At 66.9% G+C, this 26657-nt stretch carries 22 protein-coding genes; 16 read left to right on the top strand and 6 right to left on the bottom strand.

The features are described 5' to 3' along the window. The first annotated feature begins 30 nt into the window (after window positions 1–30). The 6 genes from KHN93_RS01680 (at window position 31) to gvpU (ending at window position 7105) form a co-directional block, all read left to right on the top strand. Complete coding sequence (locus KHN93_RS01680) at window positions 31–411, top strand: hypothetical protein (protein ID WP_211921735.1); 381 nt, start codon at window positions 31–33, stop codon at window positions 409–411. Window positions 412–447: 36 nt separating this feature from the next. Next, entirely contained in the window at window positions 448–2019 is a 1572-nt protein-coding gene (locus KHN93_RS01675) for an adenosine deaminase family protein (protein ID WP_211921733.1), read from the top strand. A gap of 86 nt (window positions 2020–2105) precedes the next feature. Beyond that, window positions 2106–3287: a nucleoside hydrolase gene (locus KHN93_RS01670; protein WP_211921731.1), complete on the top strand. Its 1182-nt coding sequence runs from the start codon at window positions 2106–2108 to the stop codon at window positions 3285–3287. A gap of 4 nt (window positions 3288–3291) precedes the next feature. Then, entirely contained in the window at window positions 3292–4752 is a 1461-nt protein-coding gene (locus KHN93_RS01665; RefSeq protein ID WP_211921729.1) for an AtzE family amidohydrolase, read from the top strand. Further along, window positions 4752–6332 (top strand): gamma-glutamyltransferase, encoded by a 1581-nt coding sequence (gene ggt / locus KHN93_RS01660; protein WP_047130218.1) that lies wholly within the window; start codon window positions 4752–4754, stop codon window positions 6330–6332. The genes KHN93_RS01665 and ggt overlap by 1 nt, the downstream gene beginning before the upstream one ends. Window positions 6333–6649: 317 nt before the next feature. Beyond that, window positions 6650–7105 carry a gas vesicle accessory protein GvpU gene (gvpU, locus tag KHN93_RS01655; protein ID WP_016901435.1) on the top strand — a complete coding sequence of 152 codons (456 nt, stop codon included), beginning with the start codon at window positions 6650–6652 and terminating at the stop codon, window positions 7103–7105. Between the two features lie 87 nt (window positions 7106–7192). Here the strand turns inward: gvpU and KHN93_RS01650 are convergent, their stop codons facing one another. The 3 genes from KHN93_RS01650 to KHN93_RS01640 form a co-directional block, all read right to left on the bottom strand. Further along, on the bottom strand, window positions 7193–8332 hold the full coding sequence (locus KHN93_RS01650; protein WP_211921727.1) for a GGDEF domain-containing protein: 1140 nt from the start codon (window positions 8330–8332) through the stop codon (window positions 7193–7195). Between the two features lie 80 nt (window positions 8333–8412). After that, window positions 8413–9075 carry an OmpW/AlkL family protein gene (locus KHN93_RS01645; RefSeq protein WP_211921725.1) on the bottom strand — a complete coding sequence of 221 codons (663 nt, stop codon included), beginning with the start codon at window positions 9073–9075 and terminating at the stop codon, window positions 8413–8415. Window positions 9076–9512: 437 nt separating this feature from the next. Continuing rightward, window positions 9513–10400: an alpha/beta fold hydrolase gene (locus KHN93_RS01640; protein ID WP_212579576.1), complete on the bottom strand. Its 888-nt coding sequence runs from the start codon at window positions 10398–10400 to the stop codon at window positions 9513–9515. 393 nt (window positions 10401–10793) lie between these two features. Between KHN93_RS01640 and KHN93_RS01635 the strand changes: the two genes are divergently transcribed. After that, window positions 10794–11693, top strand: a complete 900-nt coding sequence (locus tag KHN93_RS01635) for a LysR family transcriptional regulator (protein ID WP_167704953.1) — start codon at window positions 10794–10796, stop codon at window positions 11691–11693. On the opposite strand, the gene KHN93_RS01630 is transcribed toward KHN93_RS01635, so the two are convergent. Beyond that, a complete protein-coding gene (locus tag KHN93_RS01630) occupies window positions 11682–12881 on the bottom strand; it encodes an MFS transporter (protein ID WP_211921722.1) in 1200 nt (399 codons plus the stop codon). The two genes, KHN93_RS01635 and KHN93_RS01630, sit on opposite strands and share 12 nt — an antisense overlap. Window positions 12882–13197: 316 nt before the next feature. Next, the gene (locus KHN93_RS01625; protein ID WP_024939822.1) at window positions 13198–14091 is read right to left on the bottom strand and encodes a LysR family transcriptional regulator; all 894 of its coding nucleotides are present in this window, start codon (window positions 14089–14091) and stop codon (window positions 13198–13200) included. A gap of 435 nt (window positions 14092–14526) precedes the next feature. Here KHN93_RS01625 and KHN93_RS01620 point away from each other — a divergent pair, with 435 nt between their 5' ends. The 8 genes from KHN93_RS01620 (at window position 14527) to KHN93_RS01585 (ending at window position 21136) form a co-directional block, all read left to right on the top strand. Further along, window positions 14527–15798, top strand: coding sequence for an allantoate amidohydrolase (locus tag KHN93_RS01620; protein WP_211921720.1), 1272 nt, complete (start codon window positions 14527–14529; stop codon window positions 15796–15798). Then, the gene (locus tag KHN93_RS01615; RefSeq protein WP_211921718.1) at window positions 15788–17044 is read left to right on the top strand and encodes a pyridoxal-phosphate-dependent aminotransferase family protein; all 1257 of its coding nucleotides are present in this window, start codon (window positions 15788–15790) and stop codon (window positions 17042–17044) included. The genes KHN93_RS01620 and KHN93_RS01615 overlap by 11 nt, the downstream gene beginning before the upstream one ends. Next, the gene (gene puuE, locus KHN93_RS01610) at window positions 17041–17931 is read left to right on the top strand and encodes an allantoinase PuuE (RefSeq protein WP_211921716.1); all 891 of its coding nucleotides are present in this window, start codon (window positions 17041–17043) and stop codon (window positions 17929–17931) included. Before KHN93_RS01615 ends, puuE begins: the two co-directional genes overlap by 4 nt. Then, on the top strand, window positions 17928–18323 hold the full coding sequence (gene hpxZ, locus KHN93_RS01605; protein ID WP_184352970.1) for an oxalurate catabolism protein HpxZ: 396 nt from the start codon (window positions 17928–17930) through the stop codon (window positions 18321–18323). Before puuE ends, hpxZ begins: the two co-directional genes overlap by 4 nt. Further along, on the top strand, window positions 18320–18811 hold the full coding sequence (uraD, locus tag KHN93_RS01600; protein WP_016901424.1) for a 2-oxo-4-hydroxy-4-carboxy-5-ureidoimidazoline decarboxylase: 492 nt from the start codon (window positions 18320–18322) through the stop codon (window positions 18809–18811). The genes hpxZ and uraD overlap by 4 nt, the downstream gene beginning before the upstream one ends. Continuing rightward, entirely contained in the window at window positions 18808–20229 is a 1422-nt protein-coding gene (gene hpyO, locus KHN93_RS01595; RefSeq protein WP_211921714.1) for an FAD-dependent urate hydroxylase HpyO, read from the top strand. Before uraD ends, hpyO begins: the two co-directional genes overlap by 4 nt. After that, on the top strand, window positions 20199–20558 hold the full coding sequence (gene uraH, locus KHN93_RS01590) for a hydroxyisourate hydrolase (protein ID WP_016901422.1): 360 nt from the start codon (window positions 20199–20201) through the stop codon (window positions 20556–20558). The genes hpyO and uraH overlap by 31 nt, the downstream gene beginning before the upstream one ends. A 104-nt stretch (window positions 20559–20662) precedes the next feature. Continuing rightward, window positions 20663–21136, top strand: a complete 474-nt coding sequence (locus tag KHN93_RS01585; protein WP_016901421.1) for a YehS family protein — start codon at window positions 20663–20665, stop codon at window positions 21134–21136. A 620-nt stretch (window positions 21137–21756) separates the two neighbouring features. On the opposite strand, the gene KHN93_RS01580 is transcribed toward KHN93_RS01585, so the two are convergent. Further along, on the bottom strand, window positions 21757–23874 hold the full coding sequence (locus tag KHN93_RS01580) for a methyl-accepting chemotaxis protein (protein ID WP_211921712.1): 2118 nt from the start codon (window positions 23872–23874) through the stop codon (window positions 21757–21759). A gap of 182 nt (window positions 23875–24056) precedes the next feature. On the opposite strand from KHN93_RS01580, the gene hrpB reads away from it, so the two are divergent. Beyond that, entirely contained in the window at window positions 24057–26558 is a 2502-nt protein-coding gene (gene hrpB, locus KHN93_RS01575; protein ID WP_211921710.1) for an ATP-dependent helicase HrpB, read from the top strand. Window positions 26559–26657: the final 99 nt, after the last annotated feature.

The raw sequence follows: 26657 nt of genomic DNA, 5'->3' as shown, positions 1-26657 counted from the left end.
TCCTGCCGATGCGATCGCTAGGCACTGCAGATGACGATGCGTTTTGCTGCCGATCGTCATGACCTGCACGCAGCCGCAGTGCATCACCCGTACATCGCGTACCCGCTGCCGGAAAAGGCCTGGTCGCTGCAGCGCGCTTGTCTGCGCTGGTCTGGTGTGCAGCAGCAAGCCTGGCATGCCGACGTGCAGGACGCTGCGGGAGATTCGCAAGCGACGAAGAAAACCAGGTGCAGCGCTTGTCGATCCGCAGGCATTGATGGTGGCACGGAGCCTCATGCAGCACTAAGCCGCCTTGCAACCTCACCCAGCCATCCGCCCACCAACACGAGCTTCGGCACCAGCAAAAAACCACTCCAGCGCTGGCCGTCCACCACGCATGCAAGGCATGCTTCGCATCTACCGGCGGCGTAATCGCGCCATTGCCGTTCTTTCCGAGCTTTCCATCGCATGTCCATCGTTCATCGCAGTCTGATTGTGGCGCTATGCCTGCTGTTGCCCACCGCCGCACCGGCACGCAGCCAAGCCACCCCTGCACAGCAACGCGAGCAGCAGGTGGCGCAGCTACTGCGCACCGCCGCCGATCAGCCTGCGCAGCTGCGTGCCTGGCTGCAGGCGATGCCCAAGGGCGGCGACCTGCATAACCATCTGTCCGGCTCGGTGTATGCCGAGGACTACCTGCAGTGGGCCAGCGAGGATGGCGCCTGCGTGCAACTGGATGACCTGAGCCTGCGCGCGCCGCCGTGTGGCAACGGCCAGGAGCCGGCACGCGACCTGGCAATGCGCAATGCCGCGCTGTATGGCCGGGTGGTGGATGCCTTGTCGATGCGCAAGTTCCTGCCCAGCCCGTCGCAACCCACCGGACACGATCAGTTCTTCGGCACCTTCGGCAAGTTCGACGCGGTGGTGCGCACGCGCGTTGCCGACACCGTGGCCGCAGTGCTGGAGCAGGCCGCACGCGACCGCGTGCCCTATGTGGAAATCATCGCCAACCCACCGCAGATGGATGAGGCGGCCAGACAGATGCAGTCCTTGCCCTGGAAGGGCGACGACGACGCGGCCAACCTGCGCGCCTTGCAGGATGCCTTGCCGCCGCTGGTGCAGGCCGCACAACGCGCGCTTGCCGACACCGATGCCCAGGTGCGGCGCGTGCTGCACTGCGACCAGCCCGATGCACGTCCCGGCTGCCAGGTCACCTACCGCTACGTGCCTTACGTGCTGCGCGTGTTGCCGCAGCCGATGGTGTTCGGGCAGATGGCGCTGGCGCATGCGCTGATCGCCGCCGGCGGCAGCCGCGCGGTGGCGTTGAACATCGTCGCGCCCGAAGACAACCCGGTGGCGCTGGCCGATTACGCGCGGCACATGGCGATGTTCCACTTCTTTGCCGCGCGCTACCCCGACGTGCCGCTGTCCCTGCACGCCGGCGAGCTGGCCCTGGGCCTGGTGCCGCCGGCGCAACTGCGCTCGCATATCCGCCAGGCGGTGGACGCCGGTGCGCGCCGCATCGGTCATGGCGTGGACCTGCCTTATGAAGACGACGCCGACGGCCTGCTGCAGCGCCTGCGCCGCCAGCAGATTGCGGTGGAGATCAACCTCACCAGCAACGATGTGATCCTCGGCGTCAAAGGCCCCGCACATCCGCTGGCGATGTATCTGCGCGCCGGCGTGCCGGTGGTGCTGTCCACCGACGACGCCGGCGTCTCGCGCGCGGACATGACCCACGAGTATCAACGCGCGATGCAGGAACAGGGCATCGATTACCCCACGCTCAAACAGCTCGCCCGCAACGGTCTGACCTACAGCTTCCTGCCGGGCACCAGCCTGTGGGATGCCGACGGTAACGCTGCGCAGGCCTGCGCCACTGCGTTGCAGCGCGAAACCGATGATGCTGCCTGTCGCGCATTCCGCCAGGGCAGCGAGAAGGCCCGGCTGCAATGGCAGCTGGAAACCGACCTGGCCCAGTACGAGCGCACGTTGTTGCAGGTAGGAGCGCGCCAGAGCGCGAACGGGCTTTACCGGTAACCCGCCGTCGCGCGCAGGCACGCTCCTACCAACGCCCTTGATCCATCGCCGCTGCAATGCATTCAACCTTCCACGACAAAAGCGCAATGACCGACCCGCACGCCACCACATCCAGACGCCGCGTCATTCTCGAAGACGACATCGACGGCTTTACACCCGCGCAGCTGCTGCTGTTGCAGTCGCCCGAGGTCGAGGTGCTGGGCATCAGCGCGGTCAGCGGCAACATCTGGCGCGACGGAGTGCTGGCGCATAGCTGCCGCCTGCTGGAATTGGCCGGTCACCCCGACATCCCGGTGCTGCCCGGCCCGGTGCATCCGCTGCTCAACAGCGAACTGGCCACCGAGCGCTGGGAAGCGCTCTACGGCAAGCTGGTCTGGAAAGGTGCCTGGACCAGGCATTGGGTGGATGGCGACACCGTGCAAAGCGCGCCGCGTTATCACGCTCACGACGTGGTGCCCGACCTGCCGTTGGGCAATCCCAGCGTGGTGCGCGCGTCCGACGAGCCCGCCGCATTGTTCATGCTGCGCATGGTGCGCCAGTATCCGGGCGAGGTGAGCATCATTGCCACCGGCCCGTTGACCAATCTGGCGCTTGCGCAATCGCTGGATCCGGCCTTCGCCACGCTGGCGCGCGAGCTGGTCTACATGGGCGGCAGCCTCAACCCGCGGCAGCAACGCAACAGCATCAGCGCACAGCAATTCGCACGCGAGTTCGTCAACTCGCCACGCCGCGAATTCAATATCCGCTGGGATCCGGAAGCGGCCAGCATCGTCATGCGCGCCCCCTGGCGCAAGATCACCATGGTGCCGGTGGACCCATCGACCGCGACCGAACTCACGCCCGACCTGCTGGCGCGCATGAGCGCGGCCGATACCCGCATCGGCCATGCCTTGCGCCGCCGCGAACCGGGCTTTCCGATGTGGGACGAGCTGGCCACCGCGGTATGGCTGCGGCCCGAGCTGGCGACACGGACCGAGACGCTCTACGTCGATACCAACACCGCCTTCGATGCCGGCTACGGCGACATCCTGTCGTGGGCACCGGGGTACCAGCCGGGCCTGGGCGAGCAGGCGCAGACCGTGGTGCACGCGGTGGATATCGAAGCGTTCGAACAGCTGCTGGTAGACCACCTCACCGCGCCGCAGCCACCAGCAGTCGGCTTGCCGCTCCCCCTTGTCCCCTCGGGAGATGCTGCCCGAAGCGCGGATGAGGCTGCGGCATCCCAATCCCTAATCCCAACTAGCGAATCCCCGCTCCCAACCAGGTGACCCCATGCAACTCCCAGCGCAGTGGCAGGCCGGCATCGATCGCAATACCGAGGTCCTGCGTGGCCACGCGCAGCTGCTCGCCAGCTTCAACGCGCCGCGCCCCGCAGCGCCGGACACCACCACGCCGCGCGGGCTGATCGCCTCCATCGTCAGCACCACCCGCAGCCAGCCCAGCCTGGCTGCACGCCTTGCCACCCAGACGCTCACGCGCATCAACCAGGCCAACGACGGCCTGCGCGCGATCACCCGCCTGCTGCCCGCACGCGCCGCCGCCGATGCCGCGCGCGTGCAGGCCGCGCTGGCCGGCGGTAGCGACGGCGGTGCATTGGCCGGCGTGCCGTTCGTGGTCAAGGATCTGTTCGACGTCGCCGGCCAGGTCACCACCGCTGGCGCCGTCATGCGCGCGCAGTGCGCGCCCGCCAGCCGCGATGCGGCCGTGGTGCAACGGCTGAGCGATGCCGGCGCGGTGCTGGTCGGCACCGCCAACATGGACGAATTCGCCTACGGCTTCGCCACCGTCAACGCGCACTACGGCACCACCGCCAACCCGCACGATCATCGCCATCTGGCCGGTGGCTCGTCGGGCGGCTCGGCCGCCGCGGTGGCCGCCGGGCTGGTGCCGTTCGCGCTGGGCTCGGATACCAACGGCTCCATCCGCGTCCCGGCCGCGCTATGCGGCGTATACGGCCTGCGCCCCACGCACGGCGCGTTGCCGCTGGATGGCGTGTTCGGCTTCGTCGATGCGCTGGATGTGGTCGGCCCGTTCGCCAGCTCCATCGCCGACCTGCGCCGCGTCCATGAAGTCATGCTCGGTCGCCCATTGGCGTCGTGCAATGCCGGCAGCCTGCGCATCGCCCGCCTGGGCGGCTGGTTCCAGCACAACCTCGACCCCGAGCTGGATGCCGGCCTCGGCACATTGCTGACCGCCTGCAACAGCAGCACCCTCATCGAATTACCCGAAGCAGAACGCGCCCGCGCCGCCGCCTTCGTGCTCACCGCCGCCGAGGGCGGCCACCGCCATCGCGCCGGCCTGAGTACGCAGGCCGAGCGGTTCGACCCGGCCACCCGCGACCGCCTGCTCGCCGGCCTGCAACTGCCCGCCAGCGCGGTGGCCGATGCGCACCGCTTCGCGCAGTGGTTTGGCGCCGCCATGCAGCGCCTCTGGGACGAGGTGGATGTGTTGATCGCCCCGGCCACACCCTGCGTGGCACCGCGCATCGACCAGGACACCATCCAGATCGACGGCCTGCCGGTGTCCGCACGCGCCAACCTGGGAATCTTCACCCAGCCGCTCGGCCTGGCCGCCTGCCCGGTGCTGGCCGCGCCGTTGCCGCGCCCCAGTCACTTGCCGTTGGGTGTGCAGCTGATTGCCGCACCTGGCCGCGAAGACCGCCTGTTCGCGCTCGCCGCGCAACTCGAACGTGACGGCCTGCTGGCCTTCAGCCCACCGGCGGAGACACGCTGATGCTGCACACCTTGCGCGCACGCCGCGGCATGGTCGTGGCCCCGCACCATCTGGCCGCACAGGCCGGGCGCGATGTGCTGCGCGACGGCGGCAATGCCATTGAAGCCGCCGTCGCCACTGCCGCCTGCCTGGCCGTGGTCTACCCGCACATGACCGGTATCGGTGGCGACGGCTTCTGGCTGATCCACGACCCCGACGGCCGCGTGCACGCCATCGACGCCTGCGGCCGTGCCGCACAGGCTGCAACACTGGAGTTCTATCGCGGCCACAGCAGCATTCCGTGGCGCGGCCCGGGCGCGGCCAATACCGTCGCCGGCACCGTCTCCGGCTGGGCGCTTGCCCTGCAGCACGCAGGCGGCAGCCTGTCGCTGCAGCGCTTGTTGCAGGACGCCATCCACCACGCCAGCGCCGGCGTGCCGGTGACGCTGGGCGGTGCGCACATCGCCACCAGCAAGGGGGCCGAGCTGCGCGTGCAACCCGGTGCCTACGCGGACATCTTCGAACCCCACGGCACGCCGCTGCACGAAGGCGCACTGCTGTATCAGACGCAGCTCGCACACACCCTGCAACGGCTGGCCGACCAGGGCCTGGACAGTTTCTATCGCGGCGCACTGGCCGACGACATCGCCGCCGACCTGCAGGCGCTCGGCAGCCCGCTACGCGCGCACGATCTTGCTAGCCACCACGCCGACGCCAGCGTACCGCTCTCGGTCGCCATCCACGGTGCACGCCTCTACAACCACGCACCGCCCACGCAAGGCCTGGCCTCGCTGCTGATCCTTGCCCTGTTCGATCGCCTGCAGGTCGAACAGCCCGACAGCTATGCGCACCTCCACGGCCTGGTCGAAGCCAGCAAACAGGCCTTCCTGATCCGCGACGCACACCTCGGCGATCCCGACTGGATGACGCTGGATGCACAGGCGCTGCTCGATGACAGTGCCGCACTGGATGCGCTCGCCGCACGCATCGACATGCACAGCGCGCTGCCCTGGCCGCAGCCCTCGCAGGCCGGCGACACCGTCTGGTTCGGCGCCATCGACGCGCACGGCCGCGCGGTCAGTTGCATCCAGTCCACCTATTTCGAATTCGGCTCCGGCCTGGTGCTGCCACGCACCGGCATCACCTGGCAAAACCGCGGTTGCAGTTTCCGCCTCGCCCCCGACGGCTGGAACGCACTCGCCCCGGGCCGTAAACCCTTCCACACCCTCAACCCGGCGCTGGCCACCTTCGACGACGGCCGCGTCATGGCCTACGGCACCATGGGTGGCGAAGGCCAGCCACAAACCCAGGCGGCGATCTTCTCCCGCTACGCACGTTTCGGCGTGCCGCTGCAACAGGCCATCACCGCACCACGCTGGCTGCTTGGCCGCACCTGGGGCGAAGAGAGCACGTCACTCAAGCTGGAAGACCGCTTTGATCCGGCACTGGTGCAGGCACTGCGCGATGCCGGGCATGCGGTGGACCTGTTGCCCGCCTACACCTCGGTGATGGGACACGCAGGCGCGCTGGTGCGCGAGGTGGATGGCGTGATCAGCGGGGCAAGCGATCCGCGATCCGATGGTGCGGTGGCTGGGTGGTGATGGTTGGGGCGCGATGATGCTTGCTGCGCCTGCGTGGTGACGGACGGACATCGCTGGCAACCAATCAAGCGATCAGGTCAGAGCGTCCGCTTGCACGCCAGCACCGGCTAGCACTCAGGACCGAGACTCCAGCCAGTTGCAAGCCGACAAGGTGAACATGTCATAGACTCTGGACATGCTCTCCAAGGCGACGATGGCGGACTCAACCACGCCGATCACTGGACAAGACGTACCTGCTTTCTTGGGCATGCATGGCGATCGGTACTTCGCCGCGCTTATTTCGACAGACGCATCAACCTTCCACCAAGGAGAGCCACATGACAGAGCAAGAAGACAACCAACCCAGCCTGGAAGACGTCAAGCTGGCGTTTGATGGCCAGAGCCTGGACTGGTATCTGCAGAAGCTGGTCGCAACCGTCAACAGCTCGAACGTGCAGTTCGGCATCACGCTGTTTGTCGAGGGCATCATCGTGTCCGGCCAGCTGGTCAGCGGCAAGCAGTACTTCGAGGCGTTTGCGCAGGAATTCTCTGCCGCCTACCCCGGCGATGCCGAGGAAAAAGAGGATATCCGTCGTGCGTTTGCCAGCCACGCCAGCATCTACGACACCGAGGAAGATGCGCAAAGCAGCCGGCCGCCGCAGTTCATTCACCTGATCGACTCGCGTTGCTTCTCGCCCGGCGGCCAACCCCTGCCCAGCAACCGTGGCGTGCTCTGGCGCGGCAAGGTCAATGCCGTGTCCGGCTTCACCCTTGGCTTGCTTTCATCGGAGTAACAAGCCGGTACCGGCCGATGCGCTGTGAGGTGCTCTCATCTCACAGCATGCATCAGGTGCCAATCCCCCCATCGAGTGCGAGACGTGTCAAAACCGGCAGACCCGGTTGCGTCCCTCGTGCTTGGCGCGATAGAGCGCTTGGTCCGCACGCAGGATGACCGACTCGAAGCTCGGGTCGGCCGGCACCATTTCGGCCGCACCCAGGCTCAGGGTGACGGTGAGTTGCTGCTGATCGACATCGAATGGAACGCTCTCGATCAGCACGCGCAGGCGCTCGGCGAATAGTTCAGCTTCATCGATGCCGGCGTCGGGTAGAACGATCAAAAACTCTTCCCCGCCCCAGCGCACCGCCCTGTCTCGGTTGCGCAGGCTGCTCTTGAGCCGCTCTGCCAGTGCAATCAGCACGGTGTCGCCGGCATCGTGCCCCAGCGTGTCGTTGATGTCCTTGAAATGGTCGATATCACCGATCACCACGCTGCATGACGCACCCTGGGACAACCGCAGGTGCAGTCGTTCCAACAGCTGACGGCCGCCGCGCCGGTTGGACAGATCGGTCAGCGGATCGCTCTCGGCCAGGCGCTGGAAACCGAGGTTGGCGCGCTCACCCGCCATGGCGATGTAACCAAAATAGACCAGGATGCTGCTGACTTGATCAAAGATCATCGGCACCTGCCCGCTGTGGCTGACGTCGGCCGGAATCAGGCCGAAGGGGATTAGCAACGCCGGCAAGAGCAGCACGAGGAAGTAGCAGGCGAACCCAAACCCGACCACGTACTGAGAGATCAATCGGCGGTCAGGCGCGTTGACGATCTCAACCAGCACCATGCCCGCCGAGAAGGCGGCACTGAGGAAGATGATAGGCAGCGCAAACCGGTTGGGGACACCCACGGCAAGGGCCACGACGTAGGCCATCGCCGGCACCAAGGTCAGTAGCATAAGCAGGAGCACAGGCAGTGCTCGCCCGTAAAACAGGCGCATGCCGCTCCAGGAACCGACCAGACTCAAAAGGAACAGTGTGTAGATGATCAACGCCGGCAAGGGCGGGAGCACCACGCTGGCGTGATAGTTGATGATGATCAGCGAGGCCAGGGTGGAAGCCAGCAACGCCGCAGTCCAATGGTGCAAATAACGTGCTCTGGGCTGACCCAGCAAGGTGACCAGGAAGATCACCAGAAAGGCGGCACGGCCCAGCGCGCTGCTGAAATAGAGGGTTTTGATGTCGAGCATGAACGATCGCCTTACTCTTCGAAACGCGGGTGACACGCCAGGCGCAATACTCGCTTCAGTGTCCGAACCCAGTTCATGCGTCAAAACCGGTATCCGATTCCGGCCCCGACCACCAAGGTGTCGAGTTTGACGGTGGTGTTGAAACCGTGCCCGCGGAATTGATAAGTGGGGCTGAGCAGGTAGCGCACACTGCCACTGAGAAACCAGCGATCAGTCACGCGGTAATCCACCCCCAGACTGGCGATGCCGCTGGTGATGTCTGAAACCTTGAAATCCGGGATGCCTGCTGCGGGTTCGACATCGCCTGACCAAGCATAGTTGAGGCCCAACCCCAGATAGGGCTTGAGCTTGGCAGACGGGCGCAAGTGATACTGGAGCACCAGCGAGACGGCTCTCGTATGGATGCGGCCTACGTCGAAATCGCCGATAATCGACTGCCTCACCCGGTAGACGCGGACGAACGGCCCGCCTTGTCCTTCCACTGCCCAGTGGTCGGTTATGAAATAGCTCAGGTCTGCACCTGGAACGAGCTTGTCGGGCGTATTGACCTTGCCGCCGATGGAGGGGATCGTCGAGTCGATGTGCGCCACCGTGACATCGAGCGCCATCACCCGAACCAGCACATCGCCGCGCGCAGGCGCTGCCGCAGCTTGCTCCCCGGCGGCAAGACTTGGCGACATCGACAGCACCACCGCGCCAAGTAAGAAGCCGAGCCGAGAGATTCGCACCCATGGTCGCATCATGACCATCGACTGACTTCATTCTGCAAGGGTCGGGATGCCCCATTGATACAGCGGCAAGCGTCGCTAAAACTTTAGTAATGAACGATGAAACAACGCTGCACCCTATGCGCAGGCCCGATCGGTGCGGGAGACCTACAGCTGCAGCAGGCTTGCCCATGCGCACACACAACCGACCGATCACCCTGCTTGCGCCGGCCACGCGCGCCTGTCATTCACCCCGGATATCGAGCGGCGGTGGGGTCGAGTGAGAGGCGCGAAAGCAACCTCGACTGGCATCAAGCCACTTCAGCTGTGACGTCGGTGATCACTCCGGGTGACAGGACACATGCCGAGCGCGCGACAAAGCAACTACCGAGTCGGCCAGCTGCACCATCGGTGAGGACAGGTCTGAGCGTTGGCGGCGTCACACGCTGCAGCTCCCGGCGCGTGCCATGCGATTACGAAGACATGCCAAGCGCGCGTCCCAGAAAATCGCGGATGTACTGTGCAATCTCGACCGCATGCGTTTCCAGCGCGAAGTGTCCGGCATCCAGCAGATGCACTTCGGCGTTCGGCAGATCCTTGCGATAGGCCTGCGCACCCGGCGGGATGAAGGCGGGATCGTGCCTGCCCCACACCGCCAGCAGTGGCGGCTGATGGGTGCGGAAATACGCGTGGAAGCTGGGATAGGCCGCCACATTGCTGCGGTAGTCGAGAATCAGATCCAGCTGGATCTCTTCGGCATCCGGGCGGGCCATGTACGCGATGTCCAGGGTGTAGCCATCGGGCGACAGCCTGCTCGGGTCGGCACCGGTAGCGTACTGCCAGTCGCGAATGGTCTGCGGCGACAGCGAGTCACGGCAGGCGTCGCGGTTGGCTGCAGTCGGCTCACGCCAGTACGCCTGCCACGGACCCCACTGGTCGCTGAAGCCCTCCAGATAGGCATTGCCGTTCTGGCTGATGATGGCGCTCACCTTGTGCGGGTTTGCCGCAGCCAGGCGAAAACCCACCGGTGCGCCGTAATCGAACACGTACACGCTGTAGCTGGCCAGTCCCAATGCCTCGGTGAAGCCTTCGATGACTTTGTAAAGATTGTCGAACGTGTAATCGAACTGCCCGCGCGGTGGCGCCTTGGTGTTGCCGAAGCCGGGCAGATCAGGCGCGATCAGGCGGTACTGGCTTGCCAGCAGCGGCATCAGATCGCGGAACATATGGCTGGCACTGGGGAAGCCGTGCAGCAGCAACAGCACCGGCGCATCCTTGCGCCCGGCCTGGCGATAGAACACCTCGATATCGCCGACCTGTTGCGTGTGGAAGCTGACGCGGAATGCTTCATCGTTCGGCATGGTGTCCTCTTTGAGTGCAATCGTGGTGCTGGAAAGGTCGGCAGCGTCGAGCGCACCGGCGCCCAGTGCGAATGCGGTGCCTATGCACGACGCCCGCAGCAGGTTGCGGCGGCCGATATCTGTGCTGGCGTGAGCGATGTTGTCCGCGATGGGCGCATCGGAATGCTCCATGGGAAATCCCAGATCGACGAAGTGACGGCCATGCTAGGTGCGCAGGCAGATGCCGAGAACCACCAGGGAGGTCAATTCACCATTGACGTTGCTGCAATGCTGCGCACAGGTGCACAACCGCGTGCGATCGCCAGGCCGTGGTGTGTCGCGCAAGGTGCATCGGCAGGCTGTTAGGCTGCTGCCACATCCATCTCTGAGACGCACGTGGACCGCATTCAGGAAATGACGCTGTTTGCCGCATTGGCAGGGCAGGCAAACTTTGCCGGCGTTGCGCGGCGTCTTGGCATTTCCACCGCAACGGTCACCCGCACCGTCGCGCAGCTGGAAAGCCGCCTGGGCGTGCTGCTGGTCATGCGCAGCACGCGCAAGATGCGGCTTACCGTGGCCGGGCAGCAGTACGCCATCGACTGCCGGCGCCTGCTTGCCGATTTGGAGGATGTCGAAAACAGGGCGGCCGGCTTGCACGCACTTCCCAGCGGCTTGCTAACGGTGACGGCGCCGCAGATGTTCGGCGCATTGCATGTCACCCCGGTGGTGACGCGCTTTCTCAGCGAATATCCGTCGATGACTGCGCGCGCCATCCTGGTCGACCGCGTGCTGCCGCTACTGGACGAAGGCATCGATGTCGCCGTGCGCATTGGCGCCCTGCCGGACTCATCGCTGACCGCGATCCCGGTCGGCAGCGTACGTCGCATGGTCTGCGCCTCGCCCGGCTATCTGGCAGCACACGGTACTCCGCAGCAGCCGGACGATCTGCCGCAGCACGCCACCATCTCCACCGCACCGTCCGAGCGCCCACCCAAGTGGCCGTTCCGCATCGATGGGTGCGAGCATCTGGTCGATGTCGCCTCGCGGCTGAGCGTGACCTCGTTCAACGCCGCCATCACCGCCGCAGTACAGGGTTGGGGACTAACGCAGGTACCGGCTTACCAGATCCGCGAACACCTTCAGAGCGGCAAGCTCACCTGCATCCTCGACACGTTCGAAATCGCACCGGAGCCGGTGCACGTGGTCTACGTGGAAGGCCGTCGCAGCTCATCCAAGGTACGCACGTTTGTCGACTACTGTGTGGATGCCCTGCGCCAGGATCTGGATTTTCATCACCATCCCTCACGGTTGTAAACGATCGCCCCGTCCTGCAACCAGTGACGCGGCCAGCAGCAACATGCTGGCACCGACAAAGGTGGCGCCGATCGACACATGATCCAGCAGCACGCCGCCCGCGGCACCACCCAGCATGATGGAAAGCTGGATTGCGGCAACCATCAGGCCGCCGCCGCTTTCCGGTGCGTCCTTGACGCAGCGGCTCAACCAGGTGGACCAGGCCACCGGCATCGCCGAGTTGAGCGTGCCCCAGGCAATCATCGCCACGGCCACGGCCCACACCAGGTGACCGGCCAGCAGCATGCTGATGGTCGCCACACCCAGCGCGACCGGCAGCACGCTGAGCAGGGTGAACAAGCGCTTCGGCACCAACGCGGTGGCGGCATAGGTACCGACGAATCCGGCCAGGCCCAGGCCGAGCAACAGCAATGACAGTTGCGACACATCGACCTGCGCAACGGTTTCCAGAAACGGGCGGAAGTAGGTGAACGCAGAAAACGCACCAGCAAATCCGAGCATCACCGCGAGCATGGCGCGCGCCACATAGCGACGCTTCAACAAGGTGACGATGCCACCCAGCGAAGTTGTGCCTTGCGCAGGCATCGATGGCAGGCTGCGCCATTGCCAGGCGATGGTCAGCGCAACCAACGGCAACATGCCCCAGAACACCCCGCGCCAGCCGATGGTGGCGCCCAGATAGCTGCCCAATGGCGCGGCGAATGCAGCAGCGACCGCGTTACCGATAAATATGATGCCCAAGGCCTTGGGCACCGCATGCTCAGGCATGATGCGCATCACCGTGGCAGTGGACAACGCCCAGAAGCCGCCGATGGTGATGCCGAGCAACGCGCGCGCCACCATCAACATGCCGAAGCTGTGCGCATTGGCGATCAACAGCAGCGACAACAGCATCACCCCGGTCAGGGCAATCAACACATGGCGCCGGTTGAAGCGCGACGACAGCGGTGCGATCAGCAGGCTGGCGACCACCGCGAACAGGCCGGAGATCGAGATCGCCTGGCCGGCCATGCCGGCACTGGCGTGCAGATCTGCGGCGATCGGCGTGAGCAGGCTGACCGGCATGAATTCGGAGGCGATCAGCAGCGCAACGCAGAGCGACATCGAGCCGACCGCGCTCCAGGTCTGGCGGGTTGCGACGGCTGCGGCGCGCGAGGATGGATCGGTAGCGAGCGTACTGGCTTGCATGTGGGGTCCTTGTGCGAAGTGGGATGCGAGACGAACGCCACGCCGCAAGCGCGCTGATGCCGCGCTCGATAGCGAACCTGGTGTTCGGAAGGGATGCGCTGCAGGCAGCGATGCACTGCATCGACCTGCCACCGCAGCGACGCACGACGGGCGCAATGCAGCAACGGATGCTGCGGCTCGGGCGTGCGCGTGTCTGGATGTGCTGCAGCTTACGCAGGCAGTGGGCAGCGATAAAGATGGTGGATGCGCACGGGCTTATGAAGCCCGCTCATCAACGATGTGCCTGCGTCAAACGCCTCTCCCTGGCGCAGGTCCTTCAGCCCTTGTAGCGCAGCGCATCCACGACGAGGTTGAAGGCGGACGAGGAATGGCGGCGGCTGGGATAGAACGCGTGCAAGCCCGGCCAGGTCGGCGACCAGTCCTTCATCACCCAGCGCAGCCGTCCGGCCTTGATATGCGGGCGCGCCAGATCCTCCTGCACGAACGCGATACCGAAGCCGTCCACTGCCGCGTCCAGCGCTTCGTAGGTGCCGTTGAAGGTCAGCTGGCCATCCACGCGCACGATGACTTCGCGGCCATCCTTTTCCAGCTCCCAGGCGTAGATGCCACCGGCGGTTTTCATGCGCAGGTTGATGCAGCTGTGCGCGGTGAGGTCCTGCGGCGTCTTGGGGATGGGCCGACGCGCGAAATAGGACGGCGCGGCGACGATGGCCATGCGCATGTCCGGCGCGATGCGCGCGGCGATCATGTCCTTTTCCACCTGGTCGCCCAGCCGTACACCCAGGTCGTAACGGTCGGCGACGATGTCGGTCAGGCCGTTGTCGACCACGATCTCGACCTTGATCTCCGGGTAGTCGCGCAGCAGCCTGGACAGCTTGGGCCACAGGATCGCGCGCGCGGCGTAGTCGGTGGCGGTGATGCGCACGGTGCCTGCGGGTGTGTCGCGCATTTCGCCGAGCGCAGACAGTGCCTCCTCGATCTCGGCAAAGCGCGGCGCCACCGTCTGGATCAACCGCTCGCCGGCTTCGGTGGGCGCCACGCTGCGCGTGGTGCGGGTCAGCAGGCGCAGACCCAGCGTCGCTTCCAGCCCGCGAATGGTGTGACTCAGCGCCGACTGCGAAACGCCCAGCTTGGCAGCAGCGCGGGTAAAGCTGCCCTCGCGAACGATGGCGATCAGCGCCAGCAGGTCCTTGAAGTTGTCGCGCGCCATTGGTGAATCTCTTTCATGGAATCCGCATGACTGTAGCAGCCGGTGAAAAAGGAATCCCAAAGCCCCGCTCATGCGGGAGAGGAGTTGGGGTGGGGGTACGGCTGCTCAGCTACCTTGATGCTGCCGCACCCGCATCCGCTCTGCTGGAACCTGCTCCCGGCGGGAGAAGGAACAAAACGGGCCACAAGCTGCCCGTCGCATTTTTTGCAACGCCCAGCCCTAAAAAAACCGCTTTGGGGTGACGGGGCCGGTTCGTATAGTCGATTCGACGGCCGCCGCCGGCCGCGCAAGCACCTGATGCCATTGCTGCGAGGCGACCAACGTTGGCGATACCCGCCCCCCTTTCCACACCGCCTGCGGAGGCTCCATGCATCAGTCCCTGTCGCATCGCGGTCCTGGCAGCTGCGTTAAAACAACACTCCTGCACGGCACCCCATGCTGAGCGCGCAACGCAGCTCACCCGTCCACAGCTCGGGCGCACGCGCGGTCGACCGCTGCGACGCATTGGGCCTGCCGCCCTACAGCGACACATCCGGCGGGCTGTTCCGCGCCTGGCTCAGCCCGGCGCATCGCGCCGCCGTCGCACAGGTGGGCGAATGGATGCGCCATGCCGGCATGCAGGTGCGTCTGGACGCAGCGGCCAACCTGATCGGGCGCTACGAAGGCGCGCGTGCCGACGCACCGGCGCTGCTGATCGGCAGCCATCTGGACAGCGTGCGCGATGCCGGGCGCTATGACGGCCCGCTCGGCATCCTGCTCGGCATCGAATGCGTCGCCGCGCTGCATGCCCAGGGCCGGCGCCTGCCGTTCGCGATCGAGGTGATCGCTTTCGGCGACGAGGAAGGGTCGCGCTTTCCTGCCTCGATGTTCTGCAGCCGCGCAGTCGCCGGCACGCTCGACCCCGCCACGCTGGCGGTCACCGACGCGGCCGGCACCGACGTGGTCAGCGCGCTGGCCGACTGGGACCTGGACATCGCGCACATACAGCAGGCCGCACGCGCGCCCGGCAGCGTGCTGGCCTATCTGGAAACGCATATCGAACAAGGCCCGGTGCTGGAAGCCGAAGGCCTGCCGGTCGGCATCGTCACCGCGATCGCTGCGCAACGGCGCTTTGCCCTGCGCTTCGACGGACGTGCCGGCCACGCTGGCACCACCACCATGGCCTTGCGTCGCGATGCATTGAGCGCCGCTGCCGAAGCCCTGCTGGCGATCGAAGGGATCGCACGCGCCGGCAGCGACGACCTGGTCGCCACGGTCGGCAAGCTGCAGGTCGCACCCGGTGCCACCAACGTGGTGCCCGGCCGGGTGGACTGCTCGCTGGACGTGCGCGCCGGCGACGATGCAACGCGCGATGCGGCAGTGCTGGAGATCGAACGCGCACTGGCCCGTATCAGCAAAACCCGCAACATCGCCATCGCCATCGACCCGTTGCAGACGCTCGCCGCCAGCCCCTGCGCACCGGTACTGATGAGTCGCCTGGCACACGCAGTCGCCGCACAAGGCATCGCGCCGCGCCAGTTGGTGTCCGGCGCCGGCCACGATGCGATGGTGATGGCCGCGCTCTGCCCCACCGCGATGCTGTTCGTGCGCTGCGCCGGCGGCATCAGCCATCATCCGGACGAACACGTGGCCCCGGCCGATGCCGAACTCGCACTGGCGGTCATGCGCCACTTCATCGAACACCTGGGAGATCCCCTTGTCACCTGATCTGCGTCACCTGCACACCTTCGGCGAGCTCGATCCCCCGCAACGGCTGTTGATGGGCCCGGGCCCGGTCAATGCGCATCCGCGCGTGCTGCGTGCGATGGCCGCCGATCTGCTCGGCCAGTTCGATCCGGAAATGACCACCTACATGAACGAGGTGATGGCGCTGTACCGGCCACTGTTCGGCACCGAGAATCGCTGGACGTTTCTGGTCGACGGCACCGCGCGCGCCGGCATCGAAGCGGCGCTGGTGTCGCTGGTCAGCCCGGGCGACCGCGTGCTGGTGATCAACTTCGGTCGCTTCGGCCTGCTGCTCACCGAGATCCTGGGCCGGCTCGGTGCCGACGTGCACACCGTGGATGCGCCCTGGGGCGAGGTGGTGCCGCTTGCTGCAATCGCCGAGGCGATCGAGCGCGTGGCACCCAAGTTGGTCGCTACCGTGCATGGCGACACCTCCACCACCATGGCCCAGCCGCTGGATGGCCTCGGTGCGCTGTGCCGCGCGGCCGGCGCGCTGAGTTACGTCGATGCCACCGCCACCATCGGTGGCATGCCCATCGCCAGCGATCGCTGGGGCGTGGACGTGGTCACCGGCGGCCTGCAGAAATGCCTGGGCGGGCCGTCCGGCTCGGCGCCGATCACCGTCTCCGACGCGGCGGCCGAGGCGATCTTCGCGCGTCGCCATGTCGAGCGCGGCATCGTGCGCGAGGACATCGTCAACGGCAGCGGGCCGCGCATCGCCTCGAATTATTTCGATCTGGCGATGATCATGGATTACTGGTCGGACAAGCGCCTCAATCACCACACCGAAGCCACCACCATGTTGTACGGCGCCCGCGAATGCGCGCGCGTGGCGCTACAGGAAGGCCTGGACGCCCGCTTCGCCCGCCACGCCGCCGCCGGGCGTGCGGTGAGTGCCGGCATCCGCGCGCTGGGGCTGGAGGTGTTCGGCGATGATGCGCATCGCATGACCAATGTCACCGGCGTGGTGATTCCGCACGGCATCGACAGCGATGCGGTGCGCCGGCGCATGCGCGAGGATTTCGAGATCGAGATCGGCACCGCGTTCGGGCCGTTGCAGGGCAGGATCTGGCGCATCGGAGCGATGGGCTACAACGCGATGAAACACAAGGTGCTGATCACCCTGGCCGCCCTGGAAGCGGTGCTGCGCGCCGAAGGCTACGCCTGCACACCAGGGCTGGCGGTGGAAGCCGCACTGGCTGCCTGGCACGCGGAGCCGCATGCATGAACACAGCGCGCGACCTGGTCGGCTATGGCGCCACCCCGCCTGCAGCACAGTGGCCCGGTGGCGCACGCATCGCGGTGCAGTTCGTCATCAATTACGAAGAGGGTGCGGAAAACTGCGTACTCAACGGCGATACCGGCTCGGAGGCCTTCCTGTCGGAGATGGTCGGCACGCAAGCACAGCCCGGCGCGCGCGCCATGGCGATGGAAAGCCTGTACGAATACGGCAGCCGTGCAGGCTTCTGGCGGCTGCACCGGCTGTTCACTGCGCGCAATGTGCCGGTGACCGTGTTCGGCGTGGCGCAGGCATTGGCCTCCAATCCCGAAGCGGTCGCCGCGATGCAGGCCGCCGACTGGGAGATTGCCAGCCACGGCCTGCGCTGGATCGATTACCAGCATGTGGATGAAGCCACCGAGCGTGCGCATATCGCCGAAGCCATCGCCGTGCACACCCGCGCCACCGGCAGCCGCCCGCTGGGCTGGTACCAGGGCCGCACCAGCCCCAACACCGCGCGGCTGGTCGCCGAGGAAGGCGGCTTTGTCTACGACGCCGACAGCTACGCCGACGATGTGCCGTACTACAACCACCGGCATGGCCGTGCGCAGTTGATCGTGCCGTACACGCTCGACGCCAACGACATGAAATTCGTCGCCTACAACGGCTTTGCCGATGGCGAGCCGTTCTTCCGCTATCTGCGCGATGGCTTCGAGCAACTGCGCAGCGAAGGCGGGCGCATGCTGTCGGTCGGCCTGCATGGGCGCATCGTCGGCAAGCCGGCGCGCGCGGCGGCCCTGGCACGTTTCGTCGATCATGTGCTGGCCAGCGGCGATGCCTGGATTGCGCGCCGCATCGATATTGCGCGGCATTGGCTGCAGGTCCATCAGGCATGAGCATCGACACCGCCGACATCGACCTGCCCGAGGTGATCGCGCAAGTGACCGCCGCCTTCCATGCTTACGAACAAGCCCTGATGGACGACGACATCGCCGCAATGGATGCGCTGTTCCACCCCGCACCCAGCACGGTGCGCTACGGCGTGGGCGAAGTGCTGTACGGCATCGAGGCAATCCGCGCCTTCCGCATCGGCCGCGGCGGCTCGCCACAGCGCCAGCTCGCACATGTGGAAGTGCATGGCTTCGGCCACGACTTCGCCACCACGCATGCAGAATTTATCCGCGACGGCAGCATCGCGCGCGGCCGCCAGAGCCAGAGCTGGGTGCGTTTTGCCGACGGCTGGAAAGTGGTGGCCGCGCATGTGTCGCTGCAGGGGACGCATGCATGAGCGTGATCGACGACAGCGTGCTGGACGATGCCGCCTTCGTGGCGCGCTATCGCGAGCTGTTCGAGCATTCGCCGTGGGTGGTCGAACGCGCTGCGCGGCGGCGCCCGTTCGCCGATGTGTACCGCGGGCTGATGCAGGTGGTGTTCGACGCGTCGCAGGAAGACCAGGTTGCGTTGATCCGCGCGCATCCGGAGCTGGCCGGCAAGGCGGCGATCGACCGCACCCTCACCGCCGCGTCGGCCGCCGAGCAGGCCTCGGCCGGATTGGACCGGCTCAGCGAAGCCGAATTCAAGCGCTTCCACGCGCTCAATCAGGCCTATCGCCATCGCTTCGGATTTCCGTTCGTGATCTGCGTGCGGCTGCACGACAAGGCCGGCATCCTGGCTGCGCTGGAACGCCGGCTGGATGCCTCGCGCAGCGAAGAACTGTCCACCGCCCTCGCCGAGATCGGCAAGATCGTGCAACTGCGCCTGGAGGCACTGCCATGAGCCTGGCCCAACTCGAACGCGAGCTCCACCACGACCTGCAACGCCTGGCCCATGGCGGCGATGCCTGGGTGCAGCCGCGCGTGCATCCGGCAGGGCACGTGTATGACGTGGTCATCGTCGGCGCCGGCCAGAGTGGCCTGGGCGCGGCCTTCGCACTGCAACGCGAGCGCGTGCACAACGTGCTGGTCATCGATGAGAACCCGGCCGGGCAGGAAGGCCCGTGGGTGACCTACGCGCGCATGCAGACCTTGCGCACGCCCAAGCAGATCACCTCGATCGACCTGGGCGTGCCGTCGCTGACCTTCCGCGCCTGGTGGGAAGCGCAACACGGCAGCGCCGGCTGGGACGCGCTGGACAAGATCCCGCGCGGCAGCTGGATGGATTACCTGCGCTGGTACCGCGCGGTGCTGCGCCTGCCGGTGCGCAATGCCACGCGGCTGGCGCGGGTGGAGCCGGACGTGGCGCCGGGCATCCACCGCCTGCATCTGGCGATGGGCGCGCCGCTGCTGACGCGCAAGCTGATCCTGGCCACCGGCATCCAGGGCGGCGGCCAGTGGATGGTGCCGGACTGGATCAGCCGCGCCCTGCCCGCACAGCGCTATGCGCATACCTCCGGCCACATCGACTTCGCCGCGCTGGCCGGCAAGCGCGTGGGCATCCTGGGCGGTGGCGCCTCCGCGTTCGACAATGCCTGTTTCGCGCTGGATCAAGGCGTCGCCAGTGCCGAGGTGTTCGTGCGCCGCAGCGCATTGCCGCGCATCAATCCATTCCGCCACATGGAACAGGCCGGCATCATCCCGCGCTTTCTGACGCTGCCGGATGCGGACAAGTACCGGATGATGGCCAGCTTCTTCGCACACAACCAGCCGCCGACCAACGACACCTTCCAGCGTGCCTGCGCGCATGCCGGCTTCGCGCTGCACCTGGGCGCGCCATGGCTGGAGGTGGCCGAGCGCGATGGCGAGGTGGTGGTGCGCACGCCGCAGGGCGAGCACCGCTTCGATTTTCTGGCCGTTGCCACCGGCCTGGTCACCGACCCGCAACTGCGCCCGGAACTGGCCGCGCTGTCCGGGCGCATCGCCTGCTGGGGCGACCGCTACCAGCCGCCGCCGGGCCAGGCCAATCCGGTGCTGGATGCGCACCCCTACCTGGGCCCGGGCTTCGAACTGCTGCCGCGCACGCCCGACGATGCCGCGCTGCTGCACGGCTTGTTCGCCTTCAACTATTCGGCGCTGATCAACCACGGCCCGTCGGCGGCGGCGCTGTCCGGGCTCAAGGTCGCGCTGCCGCGGCTGGCCCGCGCGGTGGCCGACCAGCTGTTCCTGGACGACCGCCAGGCCATCGTCGAGAGCTACCTGGCTTACGACCAACCCGAGTTCATCGGCCAATGGCCGCAACCGACCCAGGCGGTGGCATGAGCACGCTGTCCACCCACGTGCTGGATACGGCCACGGGCCGCCCCGCCGCCGGTATCGCCTTGCGCCTGTTCGCCGGCGCCACGCTGCATTTCGACGGCGTCACCAACCAGGACGGGCGCTGCCCCGAACTGGCCGCACTCACGCTGCAACCCGGCCGCTACCGGCTGGAATTCGAGGTGGCCGGCTATTGGCGGGCCGCCGGCACCGCACTGCCCGACCCGCCCTTCCTGGAACAGGTGCCGATCGCGTTCGGCATTGCCGACGACGGCCATTACCACGTGCCGCTGCTGCTCTCGCCGTACGGGTATTCCACCTATCGCGGCAGCTGAGCGGCAGCCGGTTCGGCAACGGATCGGCGGGGCACACGCCGCGTTCCGCGTCGGCCCCGTAGAATGGCGCCTTTCCGGCGACAGGCCGGGGCCCCGGAATTGTCATGATCCACAACGATGTACTGCGCAGCATCCGCTACATGCTCGACCTCAGCGACGACAAGGTGGTGGAGATCACCCACCTGGCCGACCCGGAGTTCGCGCTCGACAAGCCGCAGGTACAGGCCTGGCTGAAAAAGGAAGACGAGCCCGGTTTCGAGCCCTGCACCGACGCGATGCTGGCGCGCTTCCTCGACGGCCTGGTGCTGCGTTTCCGCGGCCGCGACGAGAGCCAGCCGGTGCGCCCGCTGGAAACCCGCGTCGGCAACAACCTGGTGCTGAAGAAACTGCGCGTGGCCTTCGAGCTGAAAGACGTGGACATGCACGCCATCTTCGCCAGCGCCGGCTTCCCGCTGTCCAAGCCGGAACTGTCCGCGCTGTTCCGCCAGCCCGGCCACAAGAATTTTCGCCCCTGCGGCGACCAGCTGCTGCGCGCCTTCCTGAAGGGCCTGACCGCGCGGATGCGCGAAGCGGGTTGATGACCGGATACTGAGGTCGGACTGGTTTGGCCTGGCTTGGTCGTCCGACGACGCTGCGACTTGAATCCGCAGGTTTTTAGCGCAGTTTTCGTGTGTCTCGAAGTGACTGGATGGTGTCGGTGGATCGATCGTGGAGCGGTCGATCTGCGGCTTGGTTGCAGGGCCCTTGCCCGCCCACCATCGCAGGACACGCCGCAAGTACGTCCATGTAGGCTCTTACGCGGCATCCATGCCGCGTAAGGTCCCGCGATGGTGAGCGGACAAGGACCAAGCGAGATGGTCGGTGTGCTTGGTGCAAGCAATGCATGACGTGCATTGTGCGAATTATGGGCGTCCAGTTAGCCTCTTAATCGACGCCTAGCAACAGGCAAGCTTTGAACAAGGCGACCTCGAACTCCTCGGCGTCCCAAAGCAAACACAGGTTTTGACCGGGCCACCGACCACCACTCTGGTGCGGCGTCCCCGCCGCTTGCGGGACCCTTGGCGGTATGGAGGCCGCCAAGGAGCCTCCACGGACGGATGCACGGCGTGTCCCGCAGGTGGCGAGGGCACCGCGCCCTCGACGCACCGGGCTTTTGATTCAAGCAGCTGCACCTGGGCCGCTACAACGCCTCACGCAATCAAGCCGCAGCCGCCAGGCTTGGCCGGCGTGCATCCAGGCGGAACACCGATACCGCTTCGCTCAGTTCCACCGCCTGCTCTTCCATCGCACGGGCTGCGGCAGAGGCTTCTTCCACCAGTGCGGCATTGCGCTGGGTGGTTTCGTCCATGTCGTTGACGGTGCGGGCGACCTGCTCGATGCCGGAGGATTGTTCGCGCGATGCGGCGGAAATCTCCGCAATCAACGTGGTCACCTGCTGCACCGACTGCACGATCTGCTGCATCGTCTGCCCGGCCTGATCCACGCGCGCGCTGCCGCGCTCCACGCTGTCCACCGAGGCGTCGATCAGCTGCTTGACCTCCTTGGCTGCGCCGGCCGAACGCTGCGCCAGCGCACGCACTTCCGAGGCGACCACGGCAAAGCCGCGGCCCTGTTCGCCGGCACGCGCCGCTTCCACTGCCGCGTTCAGCGCCAGGATGTTGGTCTGGAAGGCGATGCCGTCGATGACGCTGATGATCTCGGCGATCTTCTTGGACGACACCTCGATCTCGCCCATGGTGTCGACCACGCTGGCCACCATCTCGCCGCCACGGCCGGCAATCTCCGCGGCCGCCTGCGCGCCGCGGCTGGCCTGCTGCGCGGTGTCGGCGTTCTGGCGCACGGTGGAGGTGAGCTCTTCCATCGAGGCGGCGGTTTCTTCCAGGTTGGCAGCCTGCTGTTCGGTGCGCTGCGCCAGGTCGTTGTTGCCGGCGGCAATCTCTGCCGACGCGGTGCGAATGGTCTGCGCGGCCACGGTGATGTCGCCGACGATATCGGTCAGGCGCTGCACGGTGGCGTTGGCATCGTCGCGCATGCGTGCGAACACGCCTTGTTGGTTGCCGTGCATGCGCGCGGTCAGGTCGCCATCGGCGATCGCCTTGAGCAGCTGCGACAGCTCGGCCAGATTCTGGTCCACGTTCTGCATCAGGCCGTTGACGCCGCTGACCATGGCGCGGAATTCGAACTGGTAGGCCTCGGCATTGCCGCGCGTGGCGAAGTCGCCGGCCGCAGCTGCGTCGACCAGGCCACGGATTTCGCCATTGATCGCCGCCAGGTTGCGCTTGGTGGTGTCCATCGCCTCGGTGATCTGCGCTTTCTCGCCCGGCAGGCGCGGCATGTCCACCGACATGTCGCCGACCGCGTAATGCTGCATCACCTGCAGCATGTCGCCGATCAGACCGACCTGCGCGCCGATCAAGCCATTGGTGTCGTCGACCATGCGGCCGTATGCGCCCGGGAAGGCCTGCGCGTCCATGCGGTAACTCATCTGCCCGGCTTCGTGGCGCTGCGCCATGTCGGCCTGCGCGGTGGAGACGTCGGTGAGCGTGTTGACCACCTGGCCCATGGCCTGGCCGAGCAGACCGATTTCATCGCGCGTGCTGACCGCTGCACGCGCCGACAGATCGCCGGCCGCCACCTGGCGTGCCGCACGTGCGACGTTTTCGATCGGGCGCACGATCGAGCGACGGATCCACCAGCCCAGCACCGCCACCAGGCACAGCGCCGCGGCGATCGTGGCCACCGCCGACAACACCAGCTTGTGCTGCGCCGATTGCGAACTGGCCAGCACCGCCGCATCGGCCAGGGTCTTGCTGCGCTTCACCAGTTCTTCGAGGGTGTGGCTGGGCGCGCGGTCCTGGCCCTTGACCAGCTGGTCGCCCACCTGGGTGTCGTAGCCGGCCTCGGCAAACTTGCCCAGCGCCGCTTCGTAATTGCGCTGCAGACCCAGATGCGCCTTGGCAAAGTCCTGCGCCAGCGTGCGCGCCTGCGGGTCCTGGGTTGCCTTGGCCAGCGCCTCGGTGCTGGCCTGCACCTTCCTGCCCTGCTCGCGGAAGGCGCTCAGGTGCTTGTCCAGCAGCGCCGGATCGCGCCCGCGGATCAGCACGTTCTTCCATTCCTGCACCTGCAGGCGGAAATCGCGGGTGATCTCTTCGCTGCTGGAGGCTTGCGCCACCTCCGGCGGCACCTTGCCGGACAGGCTCAGCCACGCCGTGCCCAGACCGCCCAGGGCACACAGCAGGATGACCGACAGACCCAGCGCGAGCGCGCCGAGCAGCTTGCTTTGCAGGCTGACGAATTTCGGGGTGGCAGCAGACATGGGGCGTCCAAATCGGGGAGTAGAGCGGTTATCGACAGGCACGCTGCCGGCCTGAAGCAGCGCCGGCGCCAAAGTCAGCCTTGAATGCCTAAAAGGTAATAGCACCTCCGGATTCCCTGACAGGCTTCACCCGACGGCCCGACCGTCGCGCCATCTGTGGCGTGCCCGTATCCTTCCCGCGCATGACCGAGCCTGCCTTTCCGATCTCCCCCCTGCTGCCGCAGCTGTGCGACAGCCTGGCCGCCCATCCGCGGCTGGTGCTGGAAGCCCCGCCCGGCGCCGGCAAGACCACCCAGGTACCGCTGGCCTTGCTGGACGCACCGTGGCTGGCCGGTCGCAAGATCGTGATGCTGGAACCGCGGCGCGTGGCCGCCCGCAGCGCCGCCGTGTTCATGGCGCGCCAGTTGGGCGAGCCGGTCGGCGAGACGGTGGGTTACCGCATCCGCTTCGAGAACAAGACCTCCGCGCGCACCCGCATTGAGGTCGTTACCGAGGGCATCCTGACCCGGCTGATCCAGGACGACCCGATGCTGGAGCACATCGGCGCGCTGCTGTTCGACGAGTTCCACGAGCGCCATCTGGCCGGCGACCTCGGCCTGGCGCTGGCGCTGGACGTGCAGGCGCAGGTGCGTGAGGACCTGCGCATCGTGGCGATGTCGGCCACGCTGGATGGCGAGCGCCTGGCCGGTTTTCTCGACGCACCGCGCCTGAGCAGCGCCGGGCGCAGTTTCCCGGTGGAGATTGCGCACTTCCCCGCGCGCCGCGACGAAGCGCTGGAGCCGCAGACCCGGCGCGCGGTGGAACACGCCTTGTCCACCCATCCGGGCGATGTGCTGGTGTTCCTGCCCGGCCAGCGCGAGATCGCACGCGTGCACAGCGCGCTGCAGGACGTGCTGGACCCAGCGGTGCAGGTGCTGCCGCTGCATGGCGAGCTGTCGGTCGAGGCGCAAAGCCAGGTGCTGCAACCCGACCCGTCCGGCCGCCGCCGCGTGGTGCTGGCGACCAACGTCGCCGAGTCCTCGGTGACCCTGCCCGGCGTGCGCGTGGTCATCGACAGCGGGCTGGCACGCGAGCCGCATTACGATCCCAACAGCGGTTTTTCGCGCCTGGACATCACCACCATCGCGCAGGCCTCGGCCGACCAGCGTGCCGGCCGCGCCGGACGTGTGGCCAGCGGCTGGGCGTACCGGTTGTGGCCGCAATCGCAACGGCTGGAACCGCAGCGGCGCGCGGAGATCACCCAGGTGGAACTGGCCGGCCTGGCGCTGGAACTGGCCGCCTGGGGCAGCGCCGCGCTGCGCTTCGTCGATACCCCGCCGGCCGGTGCATTGGCCGCCGCGCACGAATTGCTGCAGCGGCTGGGCGCGCTCACCGGCAGCGGCGGCATCACCGCGCTGGGCCGCCGCATGCTCGCGCTGGGCACCCATCCGCGCCTGGCCGCGATGCTGGCGCAGGCTGGCGACGCGACACGTGTGGCGCTGGCCTGCGACCTGGCCGCCTTGCTGGAAGCGCGCGACCCGCTGCGTCAGGGCGGCGATGGACTGGCTGCGCGCTGGCGCGCACTGGCCGCATTCCGCCAAGGCCGCAGCGCGCACGATGCCAACCGCGGCGGCCTGGCCGCGATCGACAGCGCCGCCAGACAATGGCGCCGCCGGCTGCGCTGCGACAGTGCCCCGCCCGCCAGCGTGGAGGCGCACGCGCTCGGCGACCTGCTCTCGCACGCCTTCCCCGACCGCATTGCCGCACGCCATCCCAACGACCCGTTGCGCTACCTGCTGGCCAACGGCCGCAGCGCGCGCCTGTTCGACCACAGCGACCTGCGCGGCGAACCCTGGCTGGTTGCCAGCGAGTTGCGTTACGAAGCCAAGGACGCGTTGCTGCTGCGTGCCGCGCCGGTGGACGAAGGCTATCTGCGCCGCAGCGTGCCCGAGCGTTTCGTGCAGCAGGATCTGGTGCAGTGGGACGCGGACAAGCGCGCCCTGGTCGCGCGTCGGCAATCCAGCTTCGACCGCATCGTGCTCGACAGCCGCCCGGCCGGCCGCGTCGATCCGGCGCAAGCCGCCGGTGCGCTGACCGAGGCGGTGCGGCAGCTGGGCCTGGATGCCTTGCCGTGGACCGACGGCCTGCGCCAATGGCGGGCCCGCCTGCAGTCGTTGCGTGCCTGGATGCCCGAGCTTGCGCTGCCCGACCTGTCAGACACCGCGTTGCTGGAGACACTGGACACTTGGCTGCGCCCGGCCTTCGCCGGCAAGACCCGCCTGGATGCGCTGGACGAGGCCAATCTGGGCGAAGCACTCAAGGCCGCCCTGCCGTGGGACCGCCGCCAGCTGATCGACCGCCATGCGCCCACCCGCATCAGCGTGCCCTCGGGCATGGAGCGGCAGATCGTCTACGCCCTCGACCACGCCGAGCAGCCGTTGCCGCCGGTGCTGGCGGTCAAGCTGCAGGAACTGTTTGGCCTGGCCGAAACCCCGCGCATCGCCGACGGCCGCATCCCGCTGACCCTGCATCTGCTCTCACCCGGCGGACGCCCGTTGCAGGTGACCCAGGATTTGAAGAGCTTCTGGGTCACCACGTACTCGGATGTCAGGAAGGAGATGAAGGGACGGTATCCCAGACATCCGTGGCCGGAAGATCCATGGACCGCGACTGCAACCCATCGGGCAAAACCGCGCGGTACCTGATGTAAGCCCCTTTCCCCTCGGGAGAGGGGTTGGGCTGCGGGTACGGGGCGAAGCCCACGCGCTGCTCAAGTGCACGTGGCTTCGCCCGTCCCCTCATCC

Source organism: Xanthomonas arboricola pv. juglandis (assembly GCF_905367715.1).
Classification (GTDB): Bacteria; Pseudomonadota; Gammaproteobacteria; order Xanthomonadales; family Xanthomonadaceae; genus Xanthomonas; species Xanthomonas arboricola.
The sequence above is the reverse complement of the archived record's forward strand: the minus strand, read 5'-3'. Positions and strand labels throughout refer to the sequence as shown.

Excerpts from the sequence above, each read along its gene's own strand:
- KHN93_RS01680 (WP_211921735.1), top strand. The coding sequence starts at position 31 with ATGACGATGCGTTTTGCTGCCGATCGTCATGACCTGCACGCAGCCGCA.
- KHN93_RS01675 (WP_211921733.1), top strand. The coding sequence starts at position 448 with ATGTCCATCGTTCATCGCAGTCTGATTGTGGCGCTATGCCTGCTGTTG.
- KHN93_RS01670 (WP_211921731.1), top strand. The coding sequence starts at position 2,106 with ATGACCGACCCGCACGCCACCACATCCAGACGCCGCGTCATTCTCGAA.
- KHN93_RS01665 (WP_211921729.1), top strand. The coding sequence starts at position 3,292 with ATGCAACTCCCAGCGCAGTGGCAGGCCGGCATCGATCGCAATACCGAG.
- ggt (WP_047130218.1), top strand. The coding sequence starts at position 4,752 with ATGCTGCACACCTTGCGCGCACGCCGCGGCATGGTCGTGGCCCCGCAC.
- gvpU (WP_016901435.1), top strand. The coding sequence starts at position 6,650 with ATGACAGAGCAAGAAGACAACCAACCCAGCCTGGAAGACGTCAAGCTG.
- KHN93_RS01650 (WP_211921727.1), bottom strand. The coding sequence starts at position 8,332 with ATGCTCGACATCAAAACCCTCTATTTCAGCAGCGCGCTGGGCCGTGCC.
- KHN93_RS01645 (WP_211921725.1), bottom strand. The coding sequence starts at position 9,075 with ATGATGCGACCATGGGTGCGAATCTCTCGGCTCGGCTTCTTACTTGGC.
- KHN93_RS01640 (WP_212579576.1), bottom strand. The coding sequence starts at position 10,400 with ATGCCGAACGATGAAGCATTCCGCGTCAGCTTCCACACGCAACAGGTC.
- KHN93_RS01635 (WP_167704953.1), top strand. The coding sequence starts at position 10,794 with ATGACGCTGTTTGCCGCATTGGCAGGGCAGGCAAACTTTGCCGGCGTT.
- KHN93_RS01630 (WP_211921722.1), bottom strand. The coding sequence starts at position 12,881 with ATGCAAGCCAGTACGCTCGCTACCGATCCATCCTCGCGCGCCGCAGCC.
- KHN93_RS01625 (WP_024939822.1), bottom strand. The coding sequence starts at position 14,091 with ATGGCGCGCGACAACTTCAAGGACCTGCTGGCGCTGATCGCCATCGTT.
- KHN93_RS01620 (WP_211921720.1), top strand. The coding sequence starts at position 14,527 with ATGCTGAGCGCGCAACGCAGCTCACCCGTCCACAGCTCGGGCGCACGC.
- puuE (WP_211921716.1), top strand. The coding sequence starts at position 17,041 with ATGAACACAGCGCGCGACCTGGTCGGCTATGGCGCCACCCCGCCTGCA.
- hpxZ (WP_184352970.1), top strand. The coding sequence starts at position 17,928 with ATGAGCATCGACACCGCCGACATCGACCTGCCCGAGGTGATCGCGCAA.
- uraD (WP_016901424.1), top strand. The coding sequence starts at position 18,320 with ATGAGCGTGATCGACGACAGCGTGCTGGACGATGCCGCCTTCGTGGCG.
- hpyO (WP_211921714.1), top strand. The coding sequence starts at position 18,808 with ATGAGCCTGGCCCAACTCGAACGCGAGCTCCACCACGACCTGCAACGC.
- uraH (WP_016901422.1), top strand. The coding sequence starts at position 20,199 with ATGGCCGCAACCGACCCAGGCGGTGGCATGAGCACGCTGTCCACCCAC.
- KHN93_RS01585 (WP_016901421.1), top strand. The coding sequence starts at position 20,663 with ATGATCCACAACGATGTACTGCGCAGCATCCGCTACATGCTCGACCTC.
- KHN93_RS01580 (WP_211921712.1), bottom strand. The coding sequence starts at position 23,874 with ATGTCTGCTGCCACCCCGAAATTCGTCAGCCTGCAAAGCAAGCTGCTC.
- hrpB (WP_211921710.1), top strand. The coding sequence starts at position 24,057 with ATGACCGAGCCTGCCTTTCCGATCTCCCCCCTGCTGCCGCAGCTGTGC.